The sequence below is a fragment of the Bacillus pfraonensis genome (assembly GCF_050768835.1).
GTDB lineage: Bacteria > Bacillota > Bacilli > Bacillales > Bacillaceae_G > Bacillus_A > Bacillus_A pfraonensis.
This window is the reverse complement of sequence record NZ_JAHCDO010000003.1, coordinates 92,283-115,692: the sequence shown is the minus strand read 5'-3', so window position 1 is coordinate 115,692 and position 23,410 is coordinate 92,283. Positions and strand designations below refer to the sequence as shown.

Annotated in this window: 25 protein-coding genes and 1 other annotated feature; of the genes, 15 read left to right on the top strand and 10 right to left on the bottom strand. The window is 36.8% G+C overall.

The window, feature by feature from the left end:
• Positions 1 to 23: 23 nt before the first annotated feature.
• Positions 24 to 926 carry an EamA family transporter gene (locus KFD70_RS03440; protein WP_336453385.1) on the bottom strand — a complete coding sequence of 301 codons (903 nt, stop codon included), beginning with the start codon at positions 924 to 926 and terminating at the stop codon, positions 24 to 26.
• 460 nt (positions 927 to 1,386) lie between these two features.
• Here KFD70_RS03440 and KFD70_RS03435 point away from each other — a divergent pair, with 460 nt between their 5' ends.
• Positions 1,387 to 2,001, top strand: coding sequence for a DedA family protein (locus tag KFD70_RS03435; RefSeq protein WP_336453386.1), 615 nt, complete (start codon positions 1,387 to 1,389; stop codon positions 1,999 to 2,001).
• 116 nt (positions 2,002 to 2,117) lie between these two features.
• Here the strand turns inward: KFD70_RS03435 and KFD70_RS03430 are convergent, their stop codons facing one another.
• On the bottom strand, positions 2,118 to 2,894 hold the full coding sequence (locus KFD70_RS03430) for a hypothetical protein (RefSeq protein WP_336453387.1): 777 nt from the start codon (positions 2,892 to 2,894) through the stop codon (positions 2,118 to 2,120).
• A 164-nt stretch (positions 2,895 to 3,058) separates the two neighbouring features.
• Between KFD70_RS03430 and KFD70_RS03425 the strand changes: the two genes are divergently transcribed.
• From KFD70_RS03425 to KFD70_RS03410, 4 genes are all read left to right on the top strand, one after another.
• Positions 3,059 to 3,277, top strand: a complete 219-nt coding sequence (locus KFD70_RS03425) for a helix-turn-helix transcriptional regulator (RefSeq protein ID WP_336453388.1) — start codon at positions 3,059 to 3,061, stop codon at positions 3,275 to 3,277.
• Between the two features lie 164 nt (positions 3,278 to 3,441).
• A complete protein-coding gene (locus KFD70_RS03420) occupies positions 3,442 to 3,975 on the top strand; it encodes a DUF3169 family protein (RefSeq protein ID WP_479846041.1) in 534 nt (177 codons plus the stop codon).
• Between the two features lie 29 nt (positions 3,976 to 4,004).
• Positions 4,005 to 5,081, top strand: coding sequence for a site-2 protease family protein (locus KFD70_RS03415; protein ID WP_336453389.1), 1,077 nt, complete (start codon positions 4,005 to 4,007; stop codon positions 5,079 to 5,081).
• Between the two features lie 141 nt (positions 5,082 to 5,222).
• The gene (locus KFD70_RS03410; protein WP_336453390.1) at positions 5,223 to 5,363 is read left to right on the top strand and encodes a DUF3985 family protein; all 141 of its coding nucleotides are present in this window, start codon (positions 5,223 to 5,225) and stop codon (positions 5,361 to 5,363) included.
• A 78-nt stretch (positions 5,364 to 5,441) separates the two neighbouring features.
• Here the strand turns inward: KFD70_RS03410 and KFD70_RS03405 are convergent, their stop codons facing one another.
• Positions 5,442 to 5,828, bottom strand: a complete 387-nt coding sequence (locus KFD70_RS03405) for a DUF3938 domain-containing protein (protein ID WP_336453391.1) — start codon at positions 5,826 to 5,828, stop codon at positions 5,442 to 5,444.
• A 365-nt stretch (positions 5,829 to 6,193) separates the two neighbouring features.
• Positions 6,194 to 7,087 carry a YitT family protein gene (locus KFD70_RS03400; RefSeq protein ID WP_336453392.1) on the bottom strand — a complete coding sequence of 298 codons (894 nt, stop codon included), beginning with the start codon at positions 7,085 to 7,087 and terminating at the stop codon, positions 6,194 to 6,196.
• A 275-nt stretch (positions 7,088 to 7,362) separates the two neighbouring features.
• Between KFD70_RS03400 and KFD70_RS03395 the strand changes: the two genes are divergently transcribed.
• The 4 genes from KFD70_RS03395 (at position 7,363) to KFD70_RS03380 (ending at position 11,592) form a co-directional block, all read left to right on the top strand.
• On the top strand, positions 7,363 to 7,647 hold the full coding sequence (locus KFD70_RS03395; RefSeq protein ID WP_336453393.1) for a hypothetical protein: 285 nt from the start codon (positions 7,363 to 7,365) through the stop codon (positions 7,645 to 7,647).
• 28 nt (positions 7,648 to 7,675) lie between these two features.
• Positions 7,676 to 8,458, top strand: coding sequence for a membrane protein insertase YidC (locus KFD70_RS03390; protein WP_336453394.1), 783 nt, complete (start codon positions 7,676 to 7,678; stop codon positions 8,456 to 8,458).
• A 423-nt stretch (positions 8,459 to 8,881) separates the two neighbouring features.
• On the top strand, positions 8,882 to 9,718 hold the full coding sequence (locus tag KFD70_RS03385) for a hypothetical protein (protein WP_336453395.1): 837 nt from the start codon (positions 8,882 to 8,884) through the stop codon (positions 9,716 to 9,718).
• Between the two features lie 257 nt (positions 9,719 to 9,975).
• Positions 9,976 to 10,213 (top strand) — a binding site (T-box leader).
• A 65-nt stretch (positions 10,214 to 10,278) separates the two neighbouring features.
• Positions 10,279 to 11,592, top strand: coding sequence for an APC family permease (locus KFD70_RS03380; protein ID WP_336453396.1), 1,314 nt, complete (start codon positions 10,279 to 10,281; stop codon positions 11,590 to 11,592).
• Positions 11,593 to 11,695: 103 nt separating this feature from the next.
• On the opposite strand, the gene KFD70_RS03375 is transcribed toward KFD70_RS03380, so the two are convergent.
• Positions 11,696 to 11,944, bottom strand: a complete 249-nt coding sequence (locus KFD70_RS03375) for a PepSY domain-containing protein (RefSeq protein ID WP_336453397.1) — start codon at positions 11,942 to 11,944, stop codon at positions 11,696 to 11,698.
• Between the two features lie 252 nt (positions 11,945 to 12,196).
• On the opposite strand from KFD70_RS03375, the gene KFD70_RS03370 reads away from it, so the two are divergent.
• Positions 12,197 to 13,369, top strand: a complete 1,173-nt coding sequence (locus tag KFD70_RS03370) for an MFS transporter (protein WP_336453398.1) — start codon at positions 12,197 to 12,199, stop codon at positions 13,367 to 13,369.
• Between the two features lie 250 nt (positions 13,370 to 13,619).
• Here KFD70_RS03370 and KFD70_RS03365 read toward each other — a convergent pair whose 3' ends face one another.
• Positions 13,620 to 14,378 carry a TrmB family transcriptional regulator gene (locus KFD70_RS03365; RefSeq protein WP_336453399.1) on the bottom strand — a complete coding sequence of 253 codons (759 nt, stop codon included), beginning with the start codon at positions 14,376 to 14,378 and terminating at the stop codon, positions 13,620 to 13,622.
• Positions 14,379 to 14,509: 131 nt separating this feature from the next.
• Positions 14,510 to 15,145: an adhesin gene (locus KFD70_RS03360; protein WP_336453400.1), complete on the bottom strand. Its 636-nt coding sequence runs from the start codon at positions 15,143 to 15,145 to the stop codon at positions 14,510 to 14,512.
• A gap of 188 nt (positions 15,146 to 15,333) precedes the next feature.
• Between KFD70_RS03360 and KFD70_RS03355 the strand changes: the two genes are divergently transcribed.
• Together KFD70_RS03355 and KFD70_RS03350 are read left to right on the top strand one after the other, a co-directional pair.
• Complete coding sequence (locus KFD70_RS03355; RefSeq protein WP_001018864.1) at positions 15,334 to 15,636, top strand: MTH1187 family thiamine-binding protein; 303 nt, start codon at positions 15,334 to 15,336, stop codon at positions 15,634 to 15,636.
• A 114-nt stretch (positions 15,637 to 15,750) separates the two neighbouring features.
• Positions 15,751 to 15,996, top strand: coding sequence for a YusU family protein (locus tag KFD70_RS03350; protein ID WP_336453401.1), 246 nt, complete (start codon positions 15,751 to 15,753; stop codon positions 15,994 to 15,996).
• Between the two features lie 136 nt (positions 15,997 to 16,132).
• Here KFD70_RS03350 and KFD70_RS03345 read toward each other — a convergent pair whose 3' ends face one another.
• A complete protein-coding gene (locus KFD70_RS03345; RefSeq protein ID WP_336453402.1) occupies positions 16,133 to 16,660 on the bottom strand; it encodes a GNAT family N-acetyltransferase in 528 nt (175 codons plus the stop codon).
• A 482-nt stretch (positions 16,661 to 17,142) separates the two neighbouring features.
• Here KFD70_RS03345 and KFD70_RS03340 point away from each other — a divergent pair, with 482 nt between their 5' ends.
• Complete coding sequence (locus KFD70_RS03340; protein ID WP_336453403.1) at positions 17,143 to 18,060, top strand: proline dehydrogenase family protein; 918 nt, start codon at positions 17,143 to 17,145, stop codon at positions 18,058 to 18,060.
• A gap of 23 nt (positions 18,061 to 18,083) precedes the next feature.
• Here the strand turns inward: KFD70_RS03340 and KFD70_RS03335 are convergent, their stop codons facing one another.
• Positions 18,084 to 18,923, bottom strand: a complete 840-nt coding sequence (locus KFD70_RS03335) for a D-alanyl-D-alanine carboxypeptidase family protein (protein WP_336453404.1) — start codon at positions 18,921 to 18,923, stop codon at positions 18,084 to 18,086.
• Between the two features lie 412 nt (positions 18,924 to 19,335).
• Positions 19,336 to 19,482, bottom strand: coding sequence for a YuzL family protein (locus KFD70_RS03330; protein ID WP_174102368.1), 147 nt, complete (start codon positions 19,480 to 19,482; stop codon positions 19,336 to 19,338).
• A gap of 238 nt (positions 19,483 to 19,720) precedes the next feature.
• Between KFD70_RS03330 and KFD70_RS03325 the strand changes: the two genes are divergently transcribed.
• Entirely contained in the window at positions 19,721 to 22,102 is a 2,382-nt protein-coding gene (locus KFD70_RS03325; protein ID WP_336453405.1) for a 3-hydroxyacyl-CoA dehydrogenase/enoyl-CoA hydratase family protein, read from the top strand.
• A 21-nt stretch (positions 22,103 to 22,123) separates the two neighbouring features.
• A complete protein-coding gene (locus KFD70_RS03320) occupies positions 22,124 to 23,299 on the top strand; it encodes an acetyl-CoA C-acetyltransferase (protein ID WP_336453406.1) in 1,176 nt (391 codons plus the stop codon).
• The last annotated feature ends 111 nt before the right edge of the window (positions 23,300 to 23,410 follow it).

Sequence of the window (23,410 nt, the reverse complement as noted above, 5' to 3'; positions counted from 1 at the left end):
AGAGCACATGATGTGCTCTTTTTTTAGGCGCTTTGTTCTATATTACGTTTCTTCTCTTTTCGTACAATAAGAAATTGCGGTGTGAAAATACCGATTAATATACAAAGGATACCAAGCCATTGTAATAGCGATACGACTTCATGAACAAGTGTAATGGAAGCGATGATTGCTGTTGGTAATTCAGCTGCTCCTAAAATCGTTCCAAGTCCTATTCCTACTTTTGGTACGCCAATGGAGAAACAAATGACCGGTACAACAACACCGAAGAGTCCAAGGAAGAATGCATATTTCCATAATCCAGCTTGCAAGGCACCGTCTGTTAAGAAGGTTGGCGGGAAAATTAAGCAAACGATAAGTGTAGCGCTTGTTGTCATCAGAAAGCTTTTCGTATACGGTGGTACATTTGTAGCAACGCGTCCGCTTGCAAAAATATAAAAGGAAAAAGAAACAGCGGCTAATAGTCCAAAAATAATGCCTTTTGTAGAGAAGTTTTGGCCAAGACCTTCGAACACACCACCTGCAAGTAATGTTCCGGCAAATAAAATGATAATCGAGATCACCTTTTCGCGACTTGGTAATGTTTTGTTCGCGATTGCTTCAATGACTACCCCAATCCATGTAAATTGAAAGAGTAAGACAACGGCAATAGATGCTGGTAATTCTTCTACAGAAATAGCGTAGAAAATTCCAGTCATACTCATTGTTGTTCCGACAGCCAATAAGGAAAATGCTTGTTTTTTCGAGATTTTATGACGTGAAAAGAAAAGAACGAGTAATAAAAGTCCGACCCAGCCAAATACATATTGTCCACCTAATAGCTCATGCGCAGAAAACCCATTCATAAAGCCCAGCTTGAAAATTGTCGAAAGTACGCCATAGCTGCAGGCACCAAATAAAACTAATAATGAAAACTTAAATTTCTCCACAAAAAATCCTCCTTTATAAATAAAAAACGCCCGCTGTCCAGTTCAGGACAACGGGCGAACGAAACAGAGTGGAAACTCTACAAAATTCCGCCACTCACAATCTTGTGTGAGTTTGGGTATAAAACATTGGATAATTATTATAACTCTAGTTTATAGCAATCTCTTTTAGATTTTCAATTAAAAATAAAGATAAATGAACTTTTTTAAAGTTAACTATGCGAAAATAAGAGAAAAACGCAATTTTTTCGTATATAATAAAGGAGAAATGAAAAAATTTGCAAATATATAATAGATATTAGGAGAATTTGCATGAATATGGATTATTTTAGTACTTTCCTTACAAAAATGTAATCTAAATGTAAGTTATTGTGATAGTTATTTCGACATTTTTTTTATACAATAATAGTAACAGTTTGTGCGTGGTAAATGCTGTAGATAAGACAGAAAAGGAGAGATCGACATGGAATGGATTCATGAATTATTTCAGCAATACGGCTATTATGTTGTACTTGTAGGATTGCTGTTAGAATATATTGCGCTTCCGTTTCCTGGAGAGCCGACATTAGCATATGCAGGTTTTTTGGCGCATAAAGGAGATTTACAATTACCACTTTTAATTATTTTGTCATTTATTGGTACAAGCGTTGGAATGACAATTCAGTACCTTTTAGGGAATAAACTTGGTATGCCTTTTGTGCAGAAATATGGGAAGTATGTGTTTTTAACACAAAGAAAAATTGATTTAACGAGAATGTGGTTCGATAAATATGGATATTTTCTTATTTTCATCGGCTTCTTTATTCCAGGCGTACGTCACTTTACTGGATACTTTGCAGGGATCATTAATTTACCGTTCCGCCGCTTTGCGATTACGATCTACTCTGGCGCTCTATTCTGGGTATCTTTCTTCTTAATCGGCGGTTATTGGTTAGGTGGAAACTTACATGATATATTTGGAGTACTTGGACAGCACATCGGGAAAATTATTTTCGGAGTGATTGTCATTGTAGCTATTACGTTAGGGGTTCGTTTCCGCAAGCAATTAAAACGCGTATTTGTACAAAGCGCAAATTAATATGGAATCCATTCTATGTCGAAAATTGGAAAGAGCAGTGCTTATAAGCACTGCTCTTTTTTATCGTTTTAACCGAGAAGACAACCTCTTCTAAACGAAGTGAAGGTGAAGGGAGTTCAATGTACTTTCCAGCTTGCTTTTATTTTCCCTTTCAGGTTGTGGCCAGCCACTACAATATAATATGTTCCCGTTTTAGTTACTGAAAGTAAGTAAGTATTTTCGTTTATTTCTGAAACAGGTTCGCTTCTGCTAAATTCGCTAGAAAAACGAAGGCCGTGACCATAGTTCCTATTTTCCTCGATAAGAAATTGAATATTGATTTCAAGTGCCTCTCCTTTTTGAGCGTGAATAGGAATTTTATGTTCGCCGTTCAAATATGAAAAAGTTGCTTCAAATTCATTTTTTGTAGTGTGTTCTACCCAGTGTTCTTTCTTTGTAAAATCAATTGAAGCAATTGTAATAAATAAAGCGGGAATAATGATAGAAGCTATATAGCGAAACCATTTAAATTTCTCTCCGATAAGAGTGCATAAGTAAAAGTAAATCGCACAGATTGCTCCGATAGAACCGGCAATGAAAAAGAAAATAATGTGTTCATCGTAAAATAATTGAAAAGGGAGAAAGTAGAGATAACCGCACATGATGTAGAGCAAGCTCTTTTTTATCATGCTTGTTTGTTTTGAACTTAGCTTATCAATTAAGAGCGAGCATAAGATTGCATAGAAGAAAAGCGCATAAGTCCAAGGGTTATATAGGGCGTTACATATAAAGTCTGAGAGCTCATATAAATCAAATTCATTTGTTAGAAAGAAAAGTATTCCAAAAGAAAGATAGAGAATAAAAGCTGCTGAAAGTTTGATGAGAAGATAAGAAAAAATCGATTTTTTCTCCATATTTCACCTCGCATATTATGTATTTTAAATATATTATATAAAATTTCTTAGTATGAATGTATAGTTGAATTTGCCATATATTAATGTCAAAATGACAATGATAATTGACAAATGTAAGGATATTATTTACAATTTTAATTAAATAAATGAAAAAGAGGTTAGATATGAAGCTTCAAAATCGAGTGAGGGAATTCAGGGCGAAGCACCGAATGTCACAAGGTGAGTTAGGGAAAGTAATTGATTCATCGCGGCAGACGATTAGCTTAATTGAGCGAGGTGATTATGCGCCATCGATTGTTTTGTCGCTTAAGATTGCGCAAGTTTTTGGGGTACCGGTGGAAGAGATATTTACGTTAGTTGAGGGGGAAGAAGATGGAGAGTAGGATAAAAGATACAATGTTTTTTTATTATAAAATTCTTGTTGTCTATGCTAGTGGGTTTAATCGTTGGATACATACTAGTTCATTATTTTGATGTTAGGTCAACCAAAGATGATTCTTATGTCGCAATAGCTGCGCTGTTTATGTTTTGTACAGCGGGGTTATTCTTGTTTGGAAAGAATGTGCGAACATTAGCAAAGTTACGTGATGAAGAAGAAAGTATACAGGGGCGTAGACTAGGGACTATGCTCATTTATTTACGTATAAGTGAAGTTATTGTATGGTCTTGGGCGAGTTGTGCTGCGATTATGTATTATCGATCATTTACAGATGGAACTCCGTCGTTATTTGAAATTGTAAACTTTGTTATAGCTACTGTATGTTTGATTCTTGTTATATGGAGTGGCTTTATTATGAAGAATCGATATAATAAGTTATACCCAGAACAATCCGTTACATATTCACAATCCATGGAAATGTGGGCGAGAAATGCAGATGAGGGACAAAAGCATATCGTTCATGAAGCGGGTTACAAGGCATATCAATTTACAAATGGTGTGCTTGCATGGGCATGGATTCTGTCAATTGGTTATACAGTTGTAAGGGAAGCGGATTTCTTTCTAATTGGTATTATTTCACTTGTTTGGATACTACATATCGGGAAATACATGTATGAAATGCATAAAAAAATGATTTATTAATGTTAAAGATTATAGAGGAGAGAAAAGCGGTGGACATTTTGAAAAGGCCTGTTTTTTCTATAGTTATTGCTTTTGCTTGTTCAGTGATATATGGATGGATTAGGCCGGAAAAAACACAAGGTTTATTGGAACTATGGGGAGTATTAGTTATTCTGGTGCTTGTTCTTGCCATTCATGAACTGGGGCATGTTATTTTTGGTTTGTTAAATGGTTTGCAATTTAAATTTATGACGGCAGGACCTATTACGATCCAAAAAGAAGAGGGGAAAATGCGGATAAGAGAAAATAAAAGGTGGATGTATTTTGGTGGCGTTGCAATGTTATTGCCTCCTTCTGTATATACACCAAACCTTTCAAAAAAATGGGCATGGATGACTTTAGGTGGACCGCTAACAAGTTTTGTGTGCGGCGCTGTATCAGGCTACATATACATGGTGAGTTATTATCAATTCCTTTTATATTTTTCTGTACTCCATTTTGTAATCTCTTTGGCCACAGCGATTCCGATGAAGGGAATCATGCTTAGTGATGGCAAGCAATTTTTAATTTTAATTAAAGGTGATGAGAAGGCTCGGCAGCATTTGCATAGTATTCAAGTATCCAGCGCGCTGTTAAGTTCAAAAAGGCCAAAAGATTGGGATGGTAAGATAGTAGAAATAAGTGCAGAAAAAATAAAGAGTAGCAAAGATGTAAGGAAAATAATGAGTGACCTTATGCTTGTGTTCTATTACCGCTGTGAAAGAGAAGGAATGAAAAAAGGCATAACTTACTTAGAGCGAGTTCTACAAACACCTGTTACAAAAGAAAATAAATATTTTGTCAGTGGTTTTCATAGTTGGTATCTGTTATATAAGGTGCTATATGATATGGACGATGTTTCTCTACATGATATGAAGCAGCATGCTCATGCTATAACGAAATTAGATCCACATAGTTATTATCGTGCACAGGCGATTTTGAAATATTTGCAGGAGGATATGGGCTCCTTTCATACATATTTAAGGAAAGCAGAAAAAGAGTTAAAGGATGCTGAAAAGAGTGGAATAGGCTGTTTGCAATTAGAGAGGGAATGGCTTGAGAAGTTGCAAAAGAAACTAGTAGTCTAGTAAAAGGAAAGAGGATATCTTACGCTGAGTAAGATATCCTCTTTCCTTTATGTAAATTTATTAGGTTTCACAAATGAAATGAGAAGAGTAGAATGAAGGGACTTCCTATAAGAAGAAGAGAACGTTGTGGAGGCAGTACATATGGGTATTTTGACGCTTATTTTGCTACTATTGCTTATTTACGTGTTCTGTAAAGTGACGTATGTAGCACTGAAGCTGTTAGCGATTGTGTTAATTATTGTATGTATCGTTCAGTTTGGAGAGAAGTTGCTTGGGCTCTGAGGGGCGTGTTGTGCTTTGTCGAACGGTCGATATATTGAAAAAAGAGGCTAGAAGATTTATCTTCTAGCCTCTTTTCTATTAAGAATTACTTTCGACTCCTCGACCAGTTTCTTCTTCTGGGTCTTGCAATAGATTAAATACATCTGCTAAGCAAAATGCGATAAACCAAGTCCAAAGACCGTGGAAGAAAGCTGAGCTTAATTGAAGTGGTAATGTATAATTTGTCATGGAGTAGGAAATACATCCTCCGACGATTCCGATCATTGTTAATAGCATTGTTTTTTGAGCATTTTCTTCTGGATTAAAGAGGAAGAAAATGTATCCACCTAATATTGAAGCGCTTACAAGTGATTCGATTCCATTAAAAACGATATGTTCTCCAAGCTGAATGTTTGTCCAGAAGCAAATCGTACCACCGATGATAGCAAACAGTACAGCTACTATATAGCGTATATTTTGATTCATATGTTCATCTCCTTATATAATAAGATGATTTGGAAGTCAAAAAGGTAGGTATAATAGAAGTGAGTGTTAGTTGTACGTATCTTTTTTATAAAAGATTAAAGAAGAATAACTAAGATGATCGGCTTTTTTAAACCGTTTCTTGTATGATGTGATAATAATTAGTTATTACGCAAACTTGCATTGAGATATACCCGACTTCTCGTTTCTTTTTGCTTATAAAAGTAAGAGAAACTCCCAAGTCTATACATTCTTTTTTGTAAGTCTTATTGTATTATAGCATATTTAACGAGAGAATAATAGAATTATCTGATTTTGTAATAAGTGTAAAAGTAAAAGCGCAAGGAATTCTAGTTCCTTGCGCTTTCTTATATACGTTTGAAACGTCCAACGATTTCAACGGTTTCTGTAATATTCATAAACGCATGATTGTCGACGTGACGAATAATGCGCTTTATTTCTCCTAACTCGTAACGAGTTACGACAGTGTAAATCATTTTTTTCTTATGGTTGGTATAGCCGCCGACAGCGTCTACCATCGTCACACCACGTATGCCGTGATGCAGTAGTGCGCTTTTAATTTCCTCGCCTTTTTCTGTAATTGTCATGATCGTTAATTTAATGTGTTTTGTATGCACAGCATCGATTACCTTGCTGACAACAAAACGGCTAATTAACGTATACAGTGTAATATCCCATCCGAAAATAAAGCCAGCAACCACAAGCAAGACTAAGTTGAAGCCAAAAATAATAGCGCCAATCGAAATGTCTTTATATTTCGCTACAATCAATCCAACAATATCAAATCCACCAGTCGAAGATGCAAATCGGAATATAATCCCTGAGGATGCACCACAGATAACGCCACCAAATACCGAAGAAAGTAAAATATCATCTGATACTTGATGTACGGGGATAATGTTCATGGCAAGTGATGATACTGCCACGAAGTAAGCTGTTAAGAAAGTTGTTTTCTTTCCTAAGTAAAAATGACTTAGAACAAGTAGTGGGATGTTTAGTAAAAAGATAAGTGCACCGATATTATAGTGCATTAAATAACCGATAATCATCCCTACACCAGCGAAACCACCGCTAATCATATTATGCGGGATAAAAAACATATTCATAGAAATAGCATACAAAATGGAAGCTACAAAAATAACAATCAACTGTATTATAAATTCTAAATGAAATGTTCTAGCTGCTGGGAAGGATAAAAAGGCGGTGTCGGGAACGTAATCGGCGTCTCCTAATTGACCCATAGTATGTTTCATCTCCATATTCGTTTTTGATTACAAGAAGAGAATAATGCTTTTTTCAAAAACTGGCAATAGTTTTATTATAATGCAAAAATTTTATAAATTTCTAACAAATCAAACCTATTCAGTTATGTGTGTGAATATACTAAAGAAAGCGAATACAATGTTTTTTTGTATCGTTTTTGTGAGAGAATATGCAAAACTTTTTTTTGAAAATAAAAGGAAATAGAGAACGCTTGGAGAATGTGCTAGAATGAACGTATTAAGGATGTGAAGCGATGGAGTTTTTATTGCAAGATTTGGGTTTATATATAACTTTTGTAACGACAGCGCTTTGTTTATTAGAAGTCTTTTTTCTTGCTAATATTTCTCGCTTTGTACGGCAGCAAGCATCAAGCGGTAGACAAAGGGCTTTCGCACTAGTTGATACATGTGAAGAACATATAGGAAATACGTCGCTTTTTTCCACCTTCTATAAATATGGAATGATTCGGTCGGTTCGTAGACAAGAATCGAGCGGAGAGAGTGACGAGGTTGGCCCGTATACACCAATGTTTCGCTAACTAATTACGAAACATTGGAGGAATGAACATGTTAAAATCATACCGAGCTGTGCTCGTTAGTTTATCATTATTATTTGTTTTTGTTTTATCTGGATGTAGCAATGCGGCACCAATTGATGCAAATAGTACGGGGATTTGGGATCACTATTTTGTTTACCCAATTTCACTTATGCTTCAATTTGTGGCTCATCATGTACCTGGCGGAAGCTTTGGGATTGCGATTATTATCATTACGCTTTTGGTTCGCTTAGCGATGATTCCATTAGCTGTCTCGCAATATCGCAGTCAAATGAAAATGAAAAAGATGCAGCCAGAGCTGCAGAAACTGAAAGAAAAACATGGTGATGTAAGCAAAGATATTGAAAAACAAAAACAATATCAAAAAGAAATGTCAGAACTAATGAAAACAGGCGGTTGGAATCCACTAGCTGGTTGCTTACCACTTTTGATACAAATGCCGATTTTCTCAGCATTGTATTATGCGATTAGCCGAACTGAAGAGATTCGTACATCTTCATTTTTATGGGTAAACTTAGGACATGCAGATCCGTATCATATATTACCGATTCTTGCAGCACTAACCACGTTTATTCAAATGAAAATTATGCAGTCTAGTGCATCGGCAGGAGAGCAAGTTCCAATGCTTAAAATGCAGCAATTCATGATGCCGGCAATGATTTTATTTATGGGATTTGCCGCACCATCAGGACTTGTGTTGTACTGGGTTACAGGTAACATATTTACAATGGTGCAAATGATTGTATTACGAAAAGTGATGGAACGTGAAGAAGGACAATTACAAAATGCATAAAAGAAAGCCACTCTAATTTAGGAGTGGCTTTTTCAGTTTGTCGGGAAATAGGAGCTAGGAGGCTCCTATTTTTTGTTGTTATTTGTCGGTTGATCGATATTCTTTGTCGAATTGCTGATATATTCGAATTTGCGCTGATATATGGTGGGAAATGTTCGATATATTTGAAAAATCGCCGATAAAATTTCATTCACCATTTTATACGAAATACCCTTGGCAGTTCACTATAGTTTTTCTTATAGTTTTGTAACATTTCCCTTTTAACATGGCATGAGAAAGCTGCTCTAATTAAGGTTTGCTACCATATATACAATCAGAATTTCTTTTAGAAGTAGTTAAGGAAAAGTTAAGAAACCAACTTTACTATATGCATTGTATACGAAAGTGTACATGTTTTTGAAAAGATGAGGGAGGAAAATTTCTATGAAGAAGAAAAAAACAGTTGGATATTTAGTAGCTGCCGGAGCTTTATCACTAGGAATCATAGGAGGAGCAAGTATCCCTGCGTTTGCGGCAACTAACGATGCAAATACTATATCAGAGGCGGAACAAACTACAAAAGAAAATACGAAGCGGAACTTAGATGAGGCCACGAAACAAAAAGTAAAAACAATTATGGAAGATATGAAAAAACAATTATCGGATTTAGGAGTGAACCTTCCGGAGAAAGGAAAATACAAGGAACTGTTCGCTAACTTAGATGATGCTACAAAAGAAAAAGTAAAAGCGATTATGGATCAGAAGAAATCGGGTACATTAACTCACGAGCAAGTAAAAGAGAAATTGTCAGAACTAGGTGTGAACCTTCCTGAAAAAGGGAAGCGTGGTGAGATGCTAGCAAACTTGGATGACGCTACAAAAGAAAAAGTAAAAGCAATTATGGATCAGAAGAAATCCGGTACATTAACACATAAGCAAGTAGAAGAGAAATTGAAGGAATTAGGTGTAACTCTTCCTGAAAAAGGGAAGCGAGGAGAAATGTTTGCGAATCTTGATGATGCTACAAAAGAAAAAGCAAAAGCGATCATGGAGCAGAAAAAATCTGGTACATTAACTCACGAACAAGTAAAAGAGAAATTATCAGAACTAGGAGTGAACCTTCTTGAAAAAGAGAAACACGAGGAAATATTCGTTAATCTTGATGATGCAACGAAAGAAAAAGCGAAGGTGATTATGGACAAAGCAAAAGCACAATTGACGGAGTTAGGTGTTGATTTTCCAAGTAAGGATAGTAAATTTTTAATGGAAAAAGGCGAATAGCGAATTGAAATATAGAAAAAATACAAACGATTGATAGAAGTCTCTTTCGTGTGGGCAACCGAAAGAAACACTAAAAATCTTATCTTAAGGATAGATTTCTCTCTTGAAGAAATCTGTCCTTTTTTATCGGAAATTAGAGAAATATATGAGGTTCTGTTATAATATAAGAGGAAATATTTTTTGTATGTTATATAAAAAAATATATTGATTATTTCTAAAAATTCAATATAATGAACAATAACTACAAAATTCGACATAAAGAAGTGATGATGAGGACACGATCAATTTTTTACGATTCTCAGAGAGGGAAGCCTTTGGCTGTGAGCTTCCTAATACGAAGAAATGGATTACCACCTCTGAACTGCAGCAGTGAATAAACATCTAGTAATTGCTTGCCGGCAAAAACCGTTATCTAGACTTGAGAAATTGGTGAAGTGTGTTTTATTTTATCAATTAAACAAGGGTGGAACCACGAATATAACACTCGTCCCTTTTTTAGGGAGGAGTGTTTTTTTATTTCATTTTTGCATCACACTAGAATTGGAAGGAGGATACGCAGCATGCATCATGATGAGAAAAACAAAATTGGTTTAACTGTAGCACTATCTATCGTTGTAGGGACTATTATTGGGTCTGGTGTATTTATGAAGCCAGGGAGCGTATTAGATTACTCAGGGAGTTCGAATATGGCAATCCTCGCTTGGGTAATAGGTGGATTGTTAACATTAGCTAGTGGTTTAACGGTAGCTGAAATTGGAGCGCAAATTCCGAAAAATGGTGGATTGTATACGTATTTAGAGGAAATTTACGGGAGCTTTTGGGGATACTTATCCGGTTGGATGCAAACAATTGTATATGGTCCAGCTATTATTGGGACATTAGGTTTGTATTTTAGTTCTTTAGTAATTAACTTTTTCTATTTAGATAAATTATGGAATTTACCGATAGCAATTGGAACAGTTGTATTTCTTGGTGTTGTAAATAGTATTGGAACAAAATATGGGGGGATTGTCCAAACCATTACGACAGTTGGAAAGATGATTCCAATCGTATTAATTGTTGTGTTAGGTTTTTGGAAAGGGAATAGCGATATCTTTAATGTAGTTGTACCAATATCAGAAAATCAAAGTATTGGGATGGCGATTTTAGCAACGTTATTTGCTTATGATGGTTGGATTTTACTTGCTTCTATCGGCGGTGAAATGAAAAATCCAACAAAGTTATTACCTAAGGCGATGACAGTAGGGATTTTAATTGTAACAGCTGCTTACGTATTAATTAATTTGGCGTTATTAAAAGTATTACCAGCAACAAAGATTGTAGATCTTGGAGAAAATGCGACAGCGACAGCAGCAGGCATGCTCCTTGGGGAACATGGCGGGAAAATCATTAGTATCGGTATTATTATTTCTATTTTCGGTTGCTTAAACGGAAAGATTTTAACATTCCCGCGTATTCCAATGTCAATGGCAGAACGCGGACAACTTCCATTTTCTAAGTTTATTGCAAAAGCACATGAAAAATTTAAAACACCAGCAAATGCAATTACTGTTGAAATTATATTAGGGATTATTTTAATGATTATTAGTGATCCAAATAAGCTCTCTGAGATTTCTGTATTTATCATTTATATTTTCTATGTGATGACATTTATTGGGGTCTTCATTTTACGAAAACGTAATGAAGGGAAAGAACGCGCATACAGTGTGCCGCTATTCCCGATTGTACCAATCGTAGCAATTTTAGGGTCATTATTCGTAATTGGAAGTGCGATTATGAATGATCCGCTAAGCTGCTTCTTATCGATCGGAATGGTATTTACAGGCCTTCCTGTTTATTGGTATTTAAATAAGAAAAAAGAAACTGGTGTGTAAAGAATGAGGATGATATAGAGAAAAAACGCATGGAGCATTCATGCGTTTTTTTATTATCTTTATTCTGATAGTAAGAGCTTCATCTTCTTAAAAATACTTGGCTTTAGTCAAAATCATTTTCTTCTTCGATTTTTAAGATTTTTCCTGTTTTTGCGAGTATTTCTACCTCGAATAATCTGTTTTGTGGTGTCAAAATGAATATTTCATAAACTAAGACTCCATGTTCTAAATCCATGTCTACGTGTAGAATTTGCCCAGGTATTTGCTTTAGGGCGATTTCTTTTGCTTGTTGTAGAGTAATTCTTTGTCTAAATATAGGTGCTGGGTTACCATGATAGGCATTTCTATACATTGAAAAACCCCCCTCATTTAATCATGTTATTTATCCATATGTATTAGACAAGGCAGGAGTGCAGATAGATAAATTTCATTTCATCTTTCCCTATTCTTGTTCTTCATATTAGATGAAATCTAATATGTTTCCATTTTATTTGTAAAAAATTTCCGAAGGCATATAGGAGAATTTACACTTGATTGCTTTTGTTATTTTGGTTACTATGATTGTAGTAACCAATAGTGAACGAGAGAAAGTGTGGGGAAAAACTTGAATTTTCGTGTATATATTTTAGCCATTGCGGCATTCGTAGTCGGGACGGTTGAGTTAATTATTGGAGGAACGCTCGATTTAGTAGCGGATGATTTAGGTGTATCTATTAGTGCAGCGGGCCAGCTTATTACAATATTTTCGGTTGTATTTGCTCTATCAGGTCCAATTTTATTAGCGGTGACAGGGAAAATTGAGCGCAAAACATTATATATCGGGGCATTATCTATTTTTTTAATCGGAAATATTATTTCAGCGTTTAGTGTGAATTATGCGATGCTAATGTTCTCAAGGGTCATTTGTGCAGCAAGTGGCTCCCTAATCATTGCGTTATCGGTAACGCTAGCTTCTAGTGTTGTAGAACCTCATTTCCGTGCACGTGCAATCGGAATTATTTTTATGGGGATTAGTGGGTCGCTTGTACTTGGTGTACCATTAGGTCTTGTACTTGGGAATGCATACGGATGGCGTGCACCATTTGTTTTAATTTCGGTATTAACGGTTATAGCAATTGCTAGTATCTCTTTATTTTTAACAAAGGTTCCACCGGTAGCTGTATTGTCTATAAGAGAACAAATTGCTACTTTGAAAGATAAAAAAATCGTGAGTGCACAGTTAACATCGTTCTTATTTTTAACAGGGCATTTAACACTATATGCATATTTAACACCGTTTTTAAAAGATGTGATGCATGTAGAGGCAAACTGGATTAGCGTGTTTTACTTTATTTTCGGTATTGCAGCAGTAATCGGTGGTGGATTTGGTGGTTGGCTTGCAGATAAATGGGGATCGAAGAAAAGTATTATCTCTATTATTATCGTCTTTGCATGTGCCATCTTTATCTTACCGATGATGACATTCTCATTCCCGTTATTTATCATCATGATGGGAATTTGGAGCATGTTAAGCTGGGCTATTTCACCAGCTCAGCAAAACTATTTAATTGAAATTGCACCAGAATCAGCTGGTATTCAACAAAGTTTAAATAACTCAGCTCTTCATTTAGGTATTGCGCTTGGCTCAACAGTGGGCGGAGCTGTTATTGAACAATCGTCTGTTATATATAATGCTTGGGTAGGCGGCGGTTTTGTGATTTTAGCATTACTTTGCGCAATCTTTTCGATTACGAGAGGACAATCTACTCATGTAGCAAAGAAGGAATCTATCGTTTGATAGGTTCTTTTTTGTTTGTAATAAATTGAAGGGTACAGGGGGAAGGAGTGATGGTATATGGATTTTGAATCAACGATTGGCTTCTTTGCGATAGTGTTACCAGTTTTTTGATTGCTTTTGTACTGCGATGGATTCGTTTCCTCTATCATAATTCTGAGAAACAGGTGAAGCAAAATGAGCAAATTATTGAGCTGTTATCTGAGATAACAAAGCAAAATAAAAAATAGCAAAGGTAGATCCTTTGCTATTTTTAATATCTCAACTTCATTAAAATGCTTCGTATCTCTTCATCATTCATAAAAAGATCGTTATGCTTCTGTGTAATTTTTGCAAGAGCAACATCATGATAGAAGAACTCTGTAAAGAATTTCACGAATGGCTGGGACATTGTTTTCATTGCTTGCCATGATTCTTGCTCTACTCCAGCAAATAAAATTTCACGATCATCGATAATAAGAAGTAAGTAACGTTCTAACGCATTAGGTTCCTCGGTTGGGATAAGGAAATGAACGTTTTCAAGTTTTGTTTCTACATTACCGACTACAAGTGCCTCAATATCAACGCCTTGTTCTGCTTTTGTTTCAAGTAAAGGAAGATAATCCAAAAAGGTATCATTCCAAGCGGAAATACGGATAGACTGTTTCGCTTCTTCTACTAACTGTTTACTTTGTACTTGAATAGAAGATTGCATTTTTAAACTCCAAACACGATCATCTGTAAAAGAGCGCTTTGAAATGTTTGTTTGAAGTTCTTTAATATTCGATTGAAACTCTGTCGTTAATTTTTGAATGGCAAGGTCTAGTGGCAGGGCGGTATATAACTTTTTCTTTTCTGAGACGGAATCCATGACCATTCCTTTATCGATGAGGCGCGCTAATACCTCATATATTTTCGCTTTTGGAACACCTGAATGCTTTACAATCGTTGTTGCATCTAATGGTTCAACGCTTGAGACTACGACCTCATATGCTTGGCTTTCATATTGTGAGAAACCGAATTTTTGTAACATAATGCCTCCCGAACAAGATAGATTCTACTCTAAGAATAAAGAAGTATATGTATTTACACAAGTGCTTCACTTTTTAACGAGGAAAAAAGAAAGAATAGAGTCAGCCTGGACCCCTATTCTTTGCGGTGTGTTTAATTATGAAGCGCCTTGAACATGAGCGCACCATTACTTTCAGTAACAGTTAATGTACCGTTAATTGCTTGAGTTGAGAATTGCTTTGTTTGAAAGTAATCTTTTGAACCGAGTTTTTCTAATATGGTATTTAAATCTTGTTCGCTTAGAGATGAATCAAGCGAACGAATAACAGTTTTGATTGTGGAATAAAAGGCATCGATTTGTTCTTTAGATGTACCTGATCCAGCGATAGCAACAGCGGCAATACCACCAGTTGCTTTATAAATGGAAACGCCTAATCCAAATGTAGTATTAAATGTTCCGTTATATGTCGCGATTTGTGCTGTTTCAGTAAAGAGTTTAACGTTGCTGATGCTAATACCATTTGAACTGCCAACTGAGTTAATTGCATTTACTAGCTTTTGCATGATTTGGGCCGTATCTACTGAAGCTGGTGGTGGAGTTGGATTAGGTGGTGGAGTTGGGGTAGGTTGTGGGGTTGGACTAGGTGCTGGTGCTGGTTTTGGCTCCGGCTTTGGCTCAGGTTTCGGCTCAGTTTTTTCTACCGGTTTTGAGTCCTTCTGCCATATGTCACAAGCTGTTGTTCCAAATAGAAGAGGAATAGCTAATAAAGTAAGAAACAACTTTTTCATGTGTCCACTTCCTTTCAAAAGGATAAGGTGATTAAAAAAGGGTAACATCAATATATGCACAACAGATGAAGAAGGATTACTACGAATAAGCATATTATGAAAAATAAATTAAAAGTATAGTTATGGTTAGTAAAGTCGGAGAGAGTTTTGTACAATAGAAATGAAGCAAACATAGGAGGGAAACGATCATGGCAATTGTTGATGTGTCGATTATTCCAGTTGGAACAGGTAATCCAAGCGTAAGTGAATACGTAGCAGAAGTACAAAAAGTGTTAGAGAAAAATGCGGATCGCGTGAAGTATCAATTAACACCAATGAATACAGTAATTGAAGGGGATCTTCCTGTATTACTTGAAGTGATTCAACAAATGCATGAGGTACCATATACAAAAGGTGCAAAGCGTGTAGCGACAACAATCCGTATTGATGATCGTCGCGATAAAGAGAGCACAATGGAGAAAAAATTAAACTCTGTTCGATCAAAATTATAAGAAAAAGCAGCGATCTTCGCTGCTTTTTTATATGGATAAATTAGGCAAGAAGACTTTATTCGTGATACACTTTTTTAATATTAATGATGGAGATTGGAGAAGGAGGAAGAGAAGGTGAGTGACAAATTTAATGAACAGTTTGATGGCTTGCTTGAAAAGTATACAGAATTATTACTAGGAGAAAGCAGCGAAGAGAGGAAAGAGCAGGTGAAAAAGTGGGCACTGTACTCTTACATTGCAAAAACAATGCCAGCTTTAGTGAAACATTGGAATGAGACGTATCCAGATGGAAAAGAAGAAATAGTGAACTTAATTGCGGATATTAAAAGATTAAATGAAGAACATCGAAATCATAAATAAGCGTTAGAAATCATTTTGTAACTGTCGCATAAAGAGCTTGAGGAAAAATAGTCCTCAAGCTTTCATTTTTATTCCTGCTATTCCACTAAATTAGTCAATAACATGCAACAAAATACGTGTCTATAAAGGTATTGCTTTATGTTGTAGAAGCTATTTCTAAACGCCAATCATTGCATCGCATAATACTTCCTGGTGGATATTCAAAATTACACTCACTAATAAATAAGAAGCCGAGTTTTTTGCAAATAGCGTTTGAAGCAGGATTACTAATGGAAGGAAAGGCATGAATGAATCTGTGCTTTTGTTCCATTCTAGCATGAGCGATAGCTTGTTCAATGGCTTTTGTTGCGATTCCTCTACCTTGAAATGCTGGTAGGACACTCCATCCAATTTCGTACACGGTCTCTTCTTGCCAGTAGTTGTCCCAATAGCCAACACTACCAACAATTTCGAGTTGCGGGAGTAGGACGATGTTAAACATACGTCCGGTCCCAAGTCTACTAATCCTAAGGTACCGTTCGTGGCGAGCAAGGAGTTGTTCTTCGGTTTCAGGACCTCCTAGGTATTCTAACATTTCAGATGTATTCATAAGACGAAGTAAAGTAAGATTGGTATCGTTCCAAGGTTCAATCCGAACGTATTGTGCATTTATTCTTCCTGTCATTTTTCACACTCCAATTGTTATTTTCCACCCTGAAAAAATTGTATATGCAATGTAGGGGAGTACCTGTAAATGAAAACGGGATTCTATGTTTTTACACTTGCTATTCTTATTTCAACAGGGATCCTCTCCCACCTTTACACTTGATTTTTATAGGAGTGAATTAAGTGCACTCAGGCTCTTATATTTGTATTCATCTTCAGTCATATTAATATTTTTATATAATTTATGGGGAGAAGTAAGAGGTGTGATGAGTAGTGTCGAATTTTTATTTTTAGGCTAGTTATTCACTTGTTTTTCTAGTTTCTTTTTAAATGTCGAAAAATTTTTTTGGATATTTGAAAGCGACATTATAGGCTTTTAAACATTTTTATAGTATTTTATAAATTATCTAAATAATTATTTGTATCAAATAATTTTAAACAATGATATAATTTTGAAGAGGGGTAAAAAACAGATAAAGTACAGTCATAGGGGTGAATTACATGGAACAATTAATGCGCAATTCGTTTCTTTTTTTATCAAAAAATAAAGCGTTAACAAAACTGGCTAAGAAGTACGGTTTACGCTTTGGTGCAGGGCGCTTTGTCGCAGGGGAGACAATTGATTTAGCTGCTGCAGCAATTAAACAATTAAACAAGCAAGGCCTTTGTGTAACAATCGATTATTTAGGTGAGTTCGTTGATAATGAAGCGGAAGCAAATGAAATGGCGAACCAATCGATTGAAGCAATTCGCGCAATTGGACGTGAAAAACTAGATTCACAGCTTTCTTTAAAGATGACTTCTATGGGATTAGATATCTCAGATGAAATCGTAATGAATAATATGCGCCGCATTTTAGAGGCTGCAAAAGAAAACGGCGTGTTTGTTACGATTGATATGGAAGACTATACGCGCTGCGGGAAAACAATTGATATCTTTAAGCAATTAAAATCTGAATACGATAATATCGGTACTGTTATTCAAGCGTACCTATATCGTACAGAAAAGGATATTGAGGATTTAAATGCATATAGCCCAAATTTACGTCTTGTAAAAGGCGCTTATAAAGAATCTGAAGAAGTTGCGTTCCCGGAAAAGAAAGATGTAGATGACAATTATAAGAAAATTATTAAAATGCACTTATTAAATGGAAACTATACTGCTATTGCTTCTCACGATGAGGCAATTATTGAATATACGAAGAAACTTGCCGAAGAACATAATATTTCACGTGATCAATTTGAATTCCAAATGCTATATGGTATTCGTACAGAACGTCAGCTTGAGCTTGTAAAAGAAGGCTATAAAATGCGTGTTTACGTACCATATGGAAATGACTGGTATGGTTATTTCATGCGCCGCCTAGCAGAACGTCCAGCAAACGTTGCGTTCGTTTTAAAAGGAATGATCAAAAAATAACCAAGGAGAAACATACTCCTTGGTTATTTTAATTGCTTGAATGCATAATGTGCCATCTTTTTCGTATCAGGATATAACTGAGTACGGGTAGAAGATAGTACAACGTTAATAACTCGTTTACCGTCTTTTTCATCGACTGTGACGACCGTGTATTTTCCTAAAGCAGATAAACCACTTTTACTTCCAATTGCATATGGATCATCGTAAAGTTCTTCACGGCCATAGTTTGCGATTTTTGGAGACCTCTGTGAAGTATGTAATGTTGTGCGCGTTGTGTTCATATAATCTAGCACAATCGGATACTTTAATGCTTCCTTCGTAATGATGGCGATGTCATAAGGTGATACTTTATTGCCCATTGCATCAGCCCCGCTCGCATTTTTAAAAGTCGCATGCTTTGTTCCAAGTTCTTTGGCCCTCGCATTCATCATTTCTACAAACTTCTCTTTTGACCCTGCAATATGTTCCGCAATGGATTCAGAAATGGGATCGGCACTGATGATGAGCATCAGTTTCAGCGCTTCATCTCTTTTTAACTTTTCGCCGGCACGAAGTTTAATTTTCTTACTTTGACTTTCTGTTTTTATCGCGTTCTCTGTGATTGTAATTTCTTCATCTTTTTTCACATTTTCTAATAATAGAAGAGTTGTCATCATCTTTGCTATACTTGCTGGATAAGAGCGTTCTTGTTCACGTTTTCCATATAGAATTTCGCCAGTATCGGCATCAATTGTAATGGCGTATTTGCCTGTAATAGCAGGCTGATTAGCTCTTACGTTTTTTTGCCTGTTTGCATAAGAGCAGAAGATCATACTTGTAAACAGTGTAGCAATCATCACAATCATGACTATTGTTCGTTTCATCACTTAGTCCCTCTTTTACTTATGTATACAAATAAATTGGGCAGAAAAGCAGCCCAATACTCATTATGCCACGTTCTCTGCCCAAAAATATAGCGGAAGTTCAAAAAGTCCGGTAAAGATAGCTTTCGCATTTCTTCGTTACGTCGCTAGTCCGGTACTCATGTAGTCCCAGCTACACTCCGTATCCTTCCGGCTTCCGCGCCTCGAACTGCTCGGCTCTTTTTATCCTCCTTTTTGAACAAGCACATATAGCGGAAGTTCAAAAAGTCCGGTAAAGATAGCTTTCGCATTTCTTCGTTACGTCGCCAGTCCGGTACTCATGTAGTCCCAGCTACACTCCGTATCCTCCCGGCTTCCGTGCCTCGAACTGTTCGGCTCTCTTTATCCTCCTTTTGAACAAACACATATAGGATTATTTTTCACCCATGTTGTGCTTTTTGTATTGCTGGTTGTTACCTTGGCGGCCTTTTTCAATGCCGCGATCAACCGGTCCTGCGTTTCCTGTTACACTTGCTGCGCTAACGCCTGCTTTTGAAGGGTCTTTCTTAAGTTTTCCCATATATATTCCTCCGTTTTCGTCAAATTCTAAAAAAGGAAAAAGCGTATTTTATCGCGAAAATACACAGTTATAGGATAACCGAATAAAAGAAAAGTATTTATTTCAGAAAATTTTATCAATAAATATATTGCGAAAATTTAAACGGTATCATATATTTATTAGTAGAGGCTCACTCATTGATTGCGACGTATGTCGAAAAATTGAATGAGCATTCATTCAAGAATAGGGGGAGAAATGAATGTTCCAAATTAAAAAGGCTGCTGTTCTCGGTTCTGGCGTAATGGGCTCAGGGATTGCTGCACATTTAGCCAATATCGGTATACCAACATTACTGCTTGATATTGTGCCACAGGCGCTTACAAAAGAAGAAGAAGCGAAGGGGCTTACATTAGAACATAAAAGTGTGAGAAATCGTTTTAGTAACGGGGCACTGCAAAAATTAGTAAAGCAAAAGCCAGCTCCTCTTACGGTGAAAGATAACTTAGCACTGATTGAAGCAGGGAATTTAGAAGATGACCTTGAGCGTCTTGCTGATGTAGATTGGATTATTGAGGTTGTTGTTGAAAACTTAGATATTAAAAAGAAATTATTTGAAAAAGTAGATGCAGTTCGTAAACCTGGCTCGATTGTGAGTTCAAATACATCAGGTATTTCCGTTGAAAAAATGGCAGAAGGTCGTTCAGATGACTTCCAAAAACACTTCTTAGGAACGCACTTCTTTAACCCACCACGTTATTTAAAACTTCTAGAGATTATACCGACAAAAGAAACAGATTCACAAGTGTTAAACTTTATGAAATTATTCGGCGAAGACGTTCTTGGAAAAGGCGTTGTTATCGCAAAAGATACACCAAACTTTATTGGAAACCGCATCGGCACGTACGGCTTACTTGTAACATTGCAAGAAATGATGAAGCGCGGTTATAGCGTTGGGGAAGTTGATTCTGTAACAGGCCCATTAATTGGTCGTCCGAAGAGTGCAACGTTCCGTACGTTAGATGTTGTTGGTTTAGATACATTCGTTCATGTTGCAAACAACGTATATGAAAATGTACAAGAAGAAGAGCGTGACGTATTTAAAGTACCTGCTTTCATGCATGACATGCTAGATAAAAAATGGCTTGGAAGTAAAACTGGTCAAGGTTTCTTCTTAAAACAAGGAAAAGAAATTTTAGAGTTAAATCCTGAAACAATGGAGTATGGACCTCGTAAAAAATTAAAAGCTGCTTCCGTAGAATTAAGCAAACAAGAAAAAGGATTAGCGAATAAATTGAAAGCGCTTGTATACGCGAAGGATCGTGCAGGAGAGCTTTTATGGAATATTATTACGCCAACCCTTTTATATTCTGCGAAGCTTCATAAAGAAATTGCGGATGACATTGTTGCAATTGATCAAGCGATGAAATGGGGATTTGGTTGGGAGCAAGGACCATTTGAAATTTGGGATGCAATTGGCGTAGAAAAATCCGTTCAAAAGATGGAAGAGAACGGAAAAGTTGTTCCGGCATGGGTGAAAGACATGTTAGAGAAAGGGTTTAGCACTTTCTATAAACATGATAACGGCGAAAGCTATTACTACGATAACGGCGAATACAAATTGATTGAACGCAATAAAAAAGCAATTTCCCTTAAACAATTAAAAGAGAAAAATGGTGTACTAAAGAAAAATAGTGGTGCAAGCTTAATCGATTTAGGAGATGGCGTCCTTTGTTTAGAATTCCACTCGAAGAGCAATGCAATCGGTATGGATATTACGCAAATGATTAATTACGCTGTTGATGAAGTTGAAAAGAACTACAAAGGTCTTGTTATCGGGAACCAATCGAAAAACTTCTGCGTTGGGGCAAACCTTGCAATGATCTTAATGGAAGCGCAAGATGACAACTACTTTGAAATTGAGTGGGTTGTGAAAAACTTCCAAGACGCAATGATGAAAATTAAGTACTGTTCTAAGCCAATTGTTGCAGCGCCATATGGCATGACGCTTGGCGGCGGTACAGAGGTATGTTTACCAGCAGCGAGTATTCAAGCTTCTAGTGAAACGTATATGGGATTAGTAGAAGTTGGCGTTGGCTTAATCCCTGGCGGTGGCGGTAACAAAGAACTATATATTAAACATTTAAATAAAATGGCAAACGGTGTGGAGTTTGACCTGCAAAAGGTTGCGAATAAAGTGTTCGAATCAGTTGCGATGGCGAAAGTATCTACATCAGCGCAAGAGGCTGTTTCTCGCAACTTCTTAGGCGATAAAGATGGTATTAGTGTGAATGGTGATCACTTACTATACGATGCAAAACAAAAAGCTCTTGCTTTATATGAAGCGGGCTATAAAGCACCGATTCGTAAAAAGATACCGGTTGTTGGTGAAACAGGATATGCAACGCTTTTACTTGGAGCAGAAGCAATGCACTTATCTGGTTACATTTCCGAGTATGACTTACACATTGCGAAAAAGCTTGCATATGTCATTGCTGGCGGAAAAGTGCCGTACGGAACAGAAGTTGATGAGCAATATTTATTAGATGTGGAGCGCGAAGCATTTATTAGCTTAGTAAGTGAGATGAAATCACAAGCAAGAATGCAGCACATGCTTGTAAAAGGAAAGCCATTACGTAACTAATAACGAGGGGAGATATCGTTCATGAGAGAAGCTGTCATTGTTGCGGGAGCAAGAACACCAATTGGTAAGGCAAAGAGAGGTTCATTAAAAACAGTTCGTCCTGATGATTTAGGAGCATTAGTAGTAAAAGAAACGTTAAAGCGTGCGAATAACTATGAAGGACCAATTGATGATTTAATTTTTGGTTGTGCGATGCCAGAAGCAGAGCAAGGCTTAAATATGGCACGTAATATCGGAGGATTAGCAGGACTTTCTTATGATGTTCCGGCTATTACAATTAACCGTTACTGTTCTTCAGGACTGCAAAGTATCGCTTACGGTGCAGAGCGCATTATGCTTGGTCATTCTGAAGCGGTGTTATCTGGTGGAGCTGAATCGATGAGTTTAGTTCCAATGATGGGGCATGTCGTTCGTCCAAATAGCCGTCTTGTAGAAGCGGCTCCAGAATATTATATGGGCATGGGCCATACAGCAGAGCAAGTTGCTGTGAAATATGGCATTTCCCGTGAAGAGCAAGATGCATTTGCGGTAAGAAGTCACCAGCGTGCAGCGAAAGCATTAGCTGAAGGGAAATTTGCTGATGAAACAGTACCTGTAGATGTAACGCTTCGTACTGTAGGAGCAAATAATAAAATTCAAGAAGAAATGATTACTTTCTCACAAGATGAAGGCGTAAGAGCGGATACTACGCTAGATATCTTAGGGAAACTACGTCCAGCATTTAACGTTCGTGGTTCTGTAACGGCTGGTAACTCTTCACAAATGAGTGATGGTGCAGCATCTGTTCTTCTTATGGATCGTGAAAAAGCAGTGAGTGATGGCATGAAGCCACTTGCAAAATTCCGTTCATTTGCAGTTGCTGGTGTACCACCAGAGGTAATGGGAATTGGACCAATCGCAGCAATTCCAAAAGCGTTAAGGTTAGCAGGATTAGAGCTATCTGATATCGGCTTATTTGAGCTAAATGAAGCATTCGCATCTCAATCAATCCAAGTTATTCGTGAGCTTGGTCTAGATGAAGAAAAGGTAAATGTAAACGGCGGTGCAATTGCACTTGGACATCCGCTTGGTTGTACAGGAGCAAAATTAACGTTATCTCTTATTCATGAGATGAAACGCCGCAACGAGCAATTCGGTATCGTAACAATGTGTATCGGCGGCGGCATGGGAGCTGCTGGGGTGTTTGAACTTCTATAAAAAGTGGAAGGAGCTCGTCCAGAACAAGAGGACATTGGAGCTCCTGACATAGAGGCGCCTTTTGCCTCGGAGGAAGGGGCGAAATGGCCGACTGTTCTAGCCACTGGAACT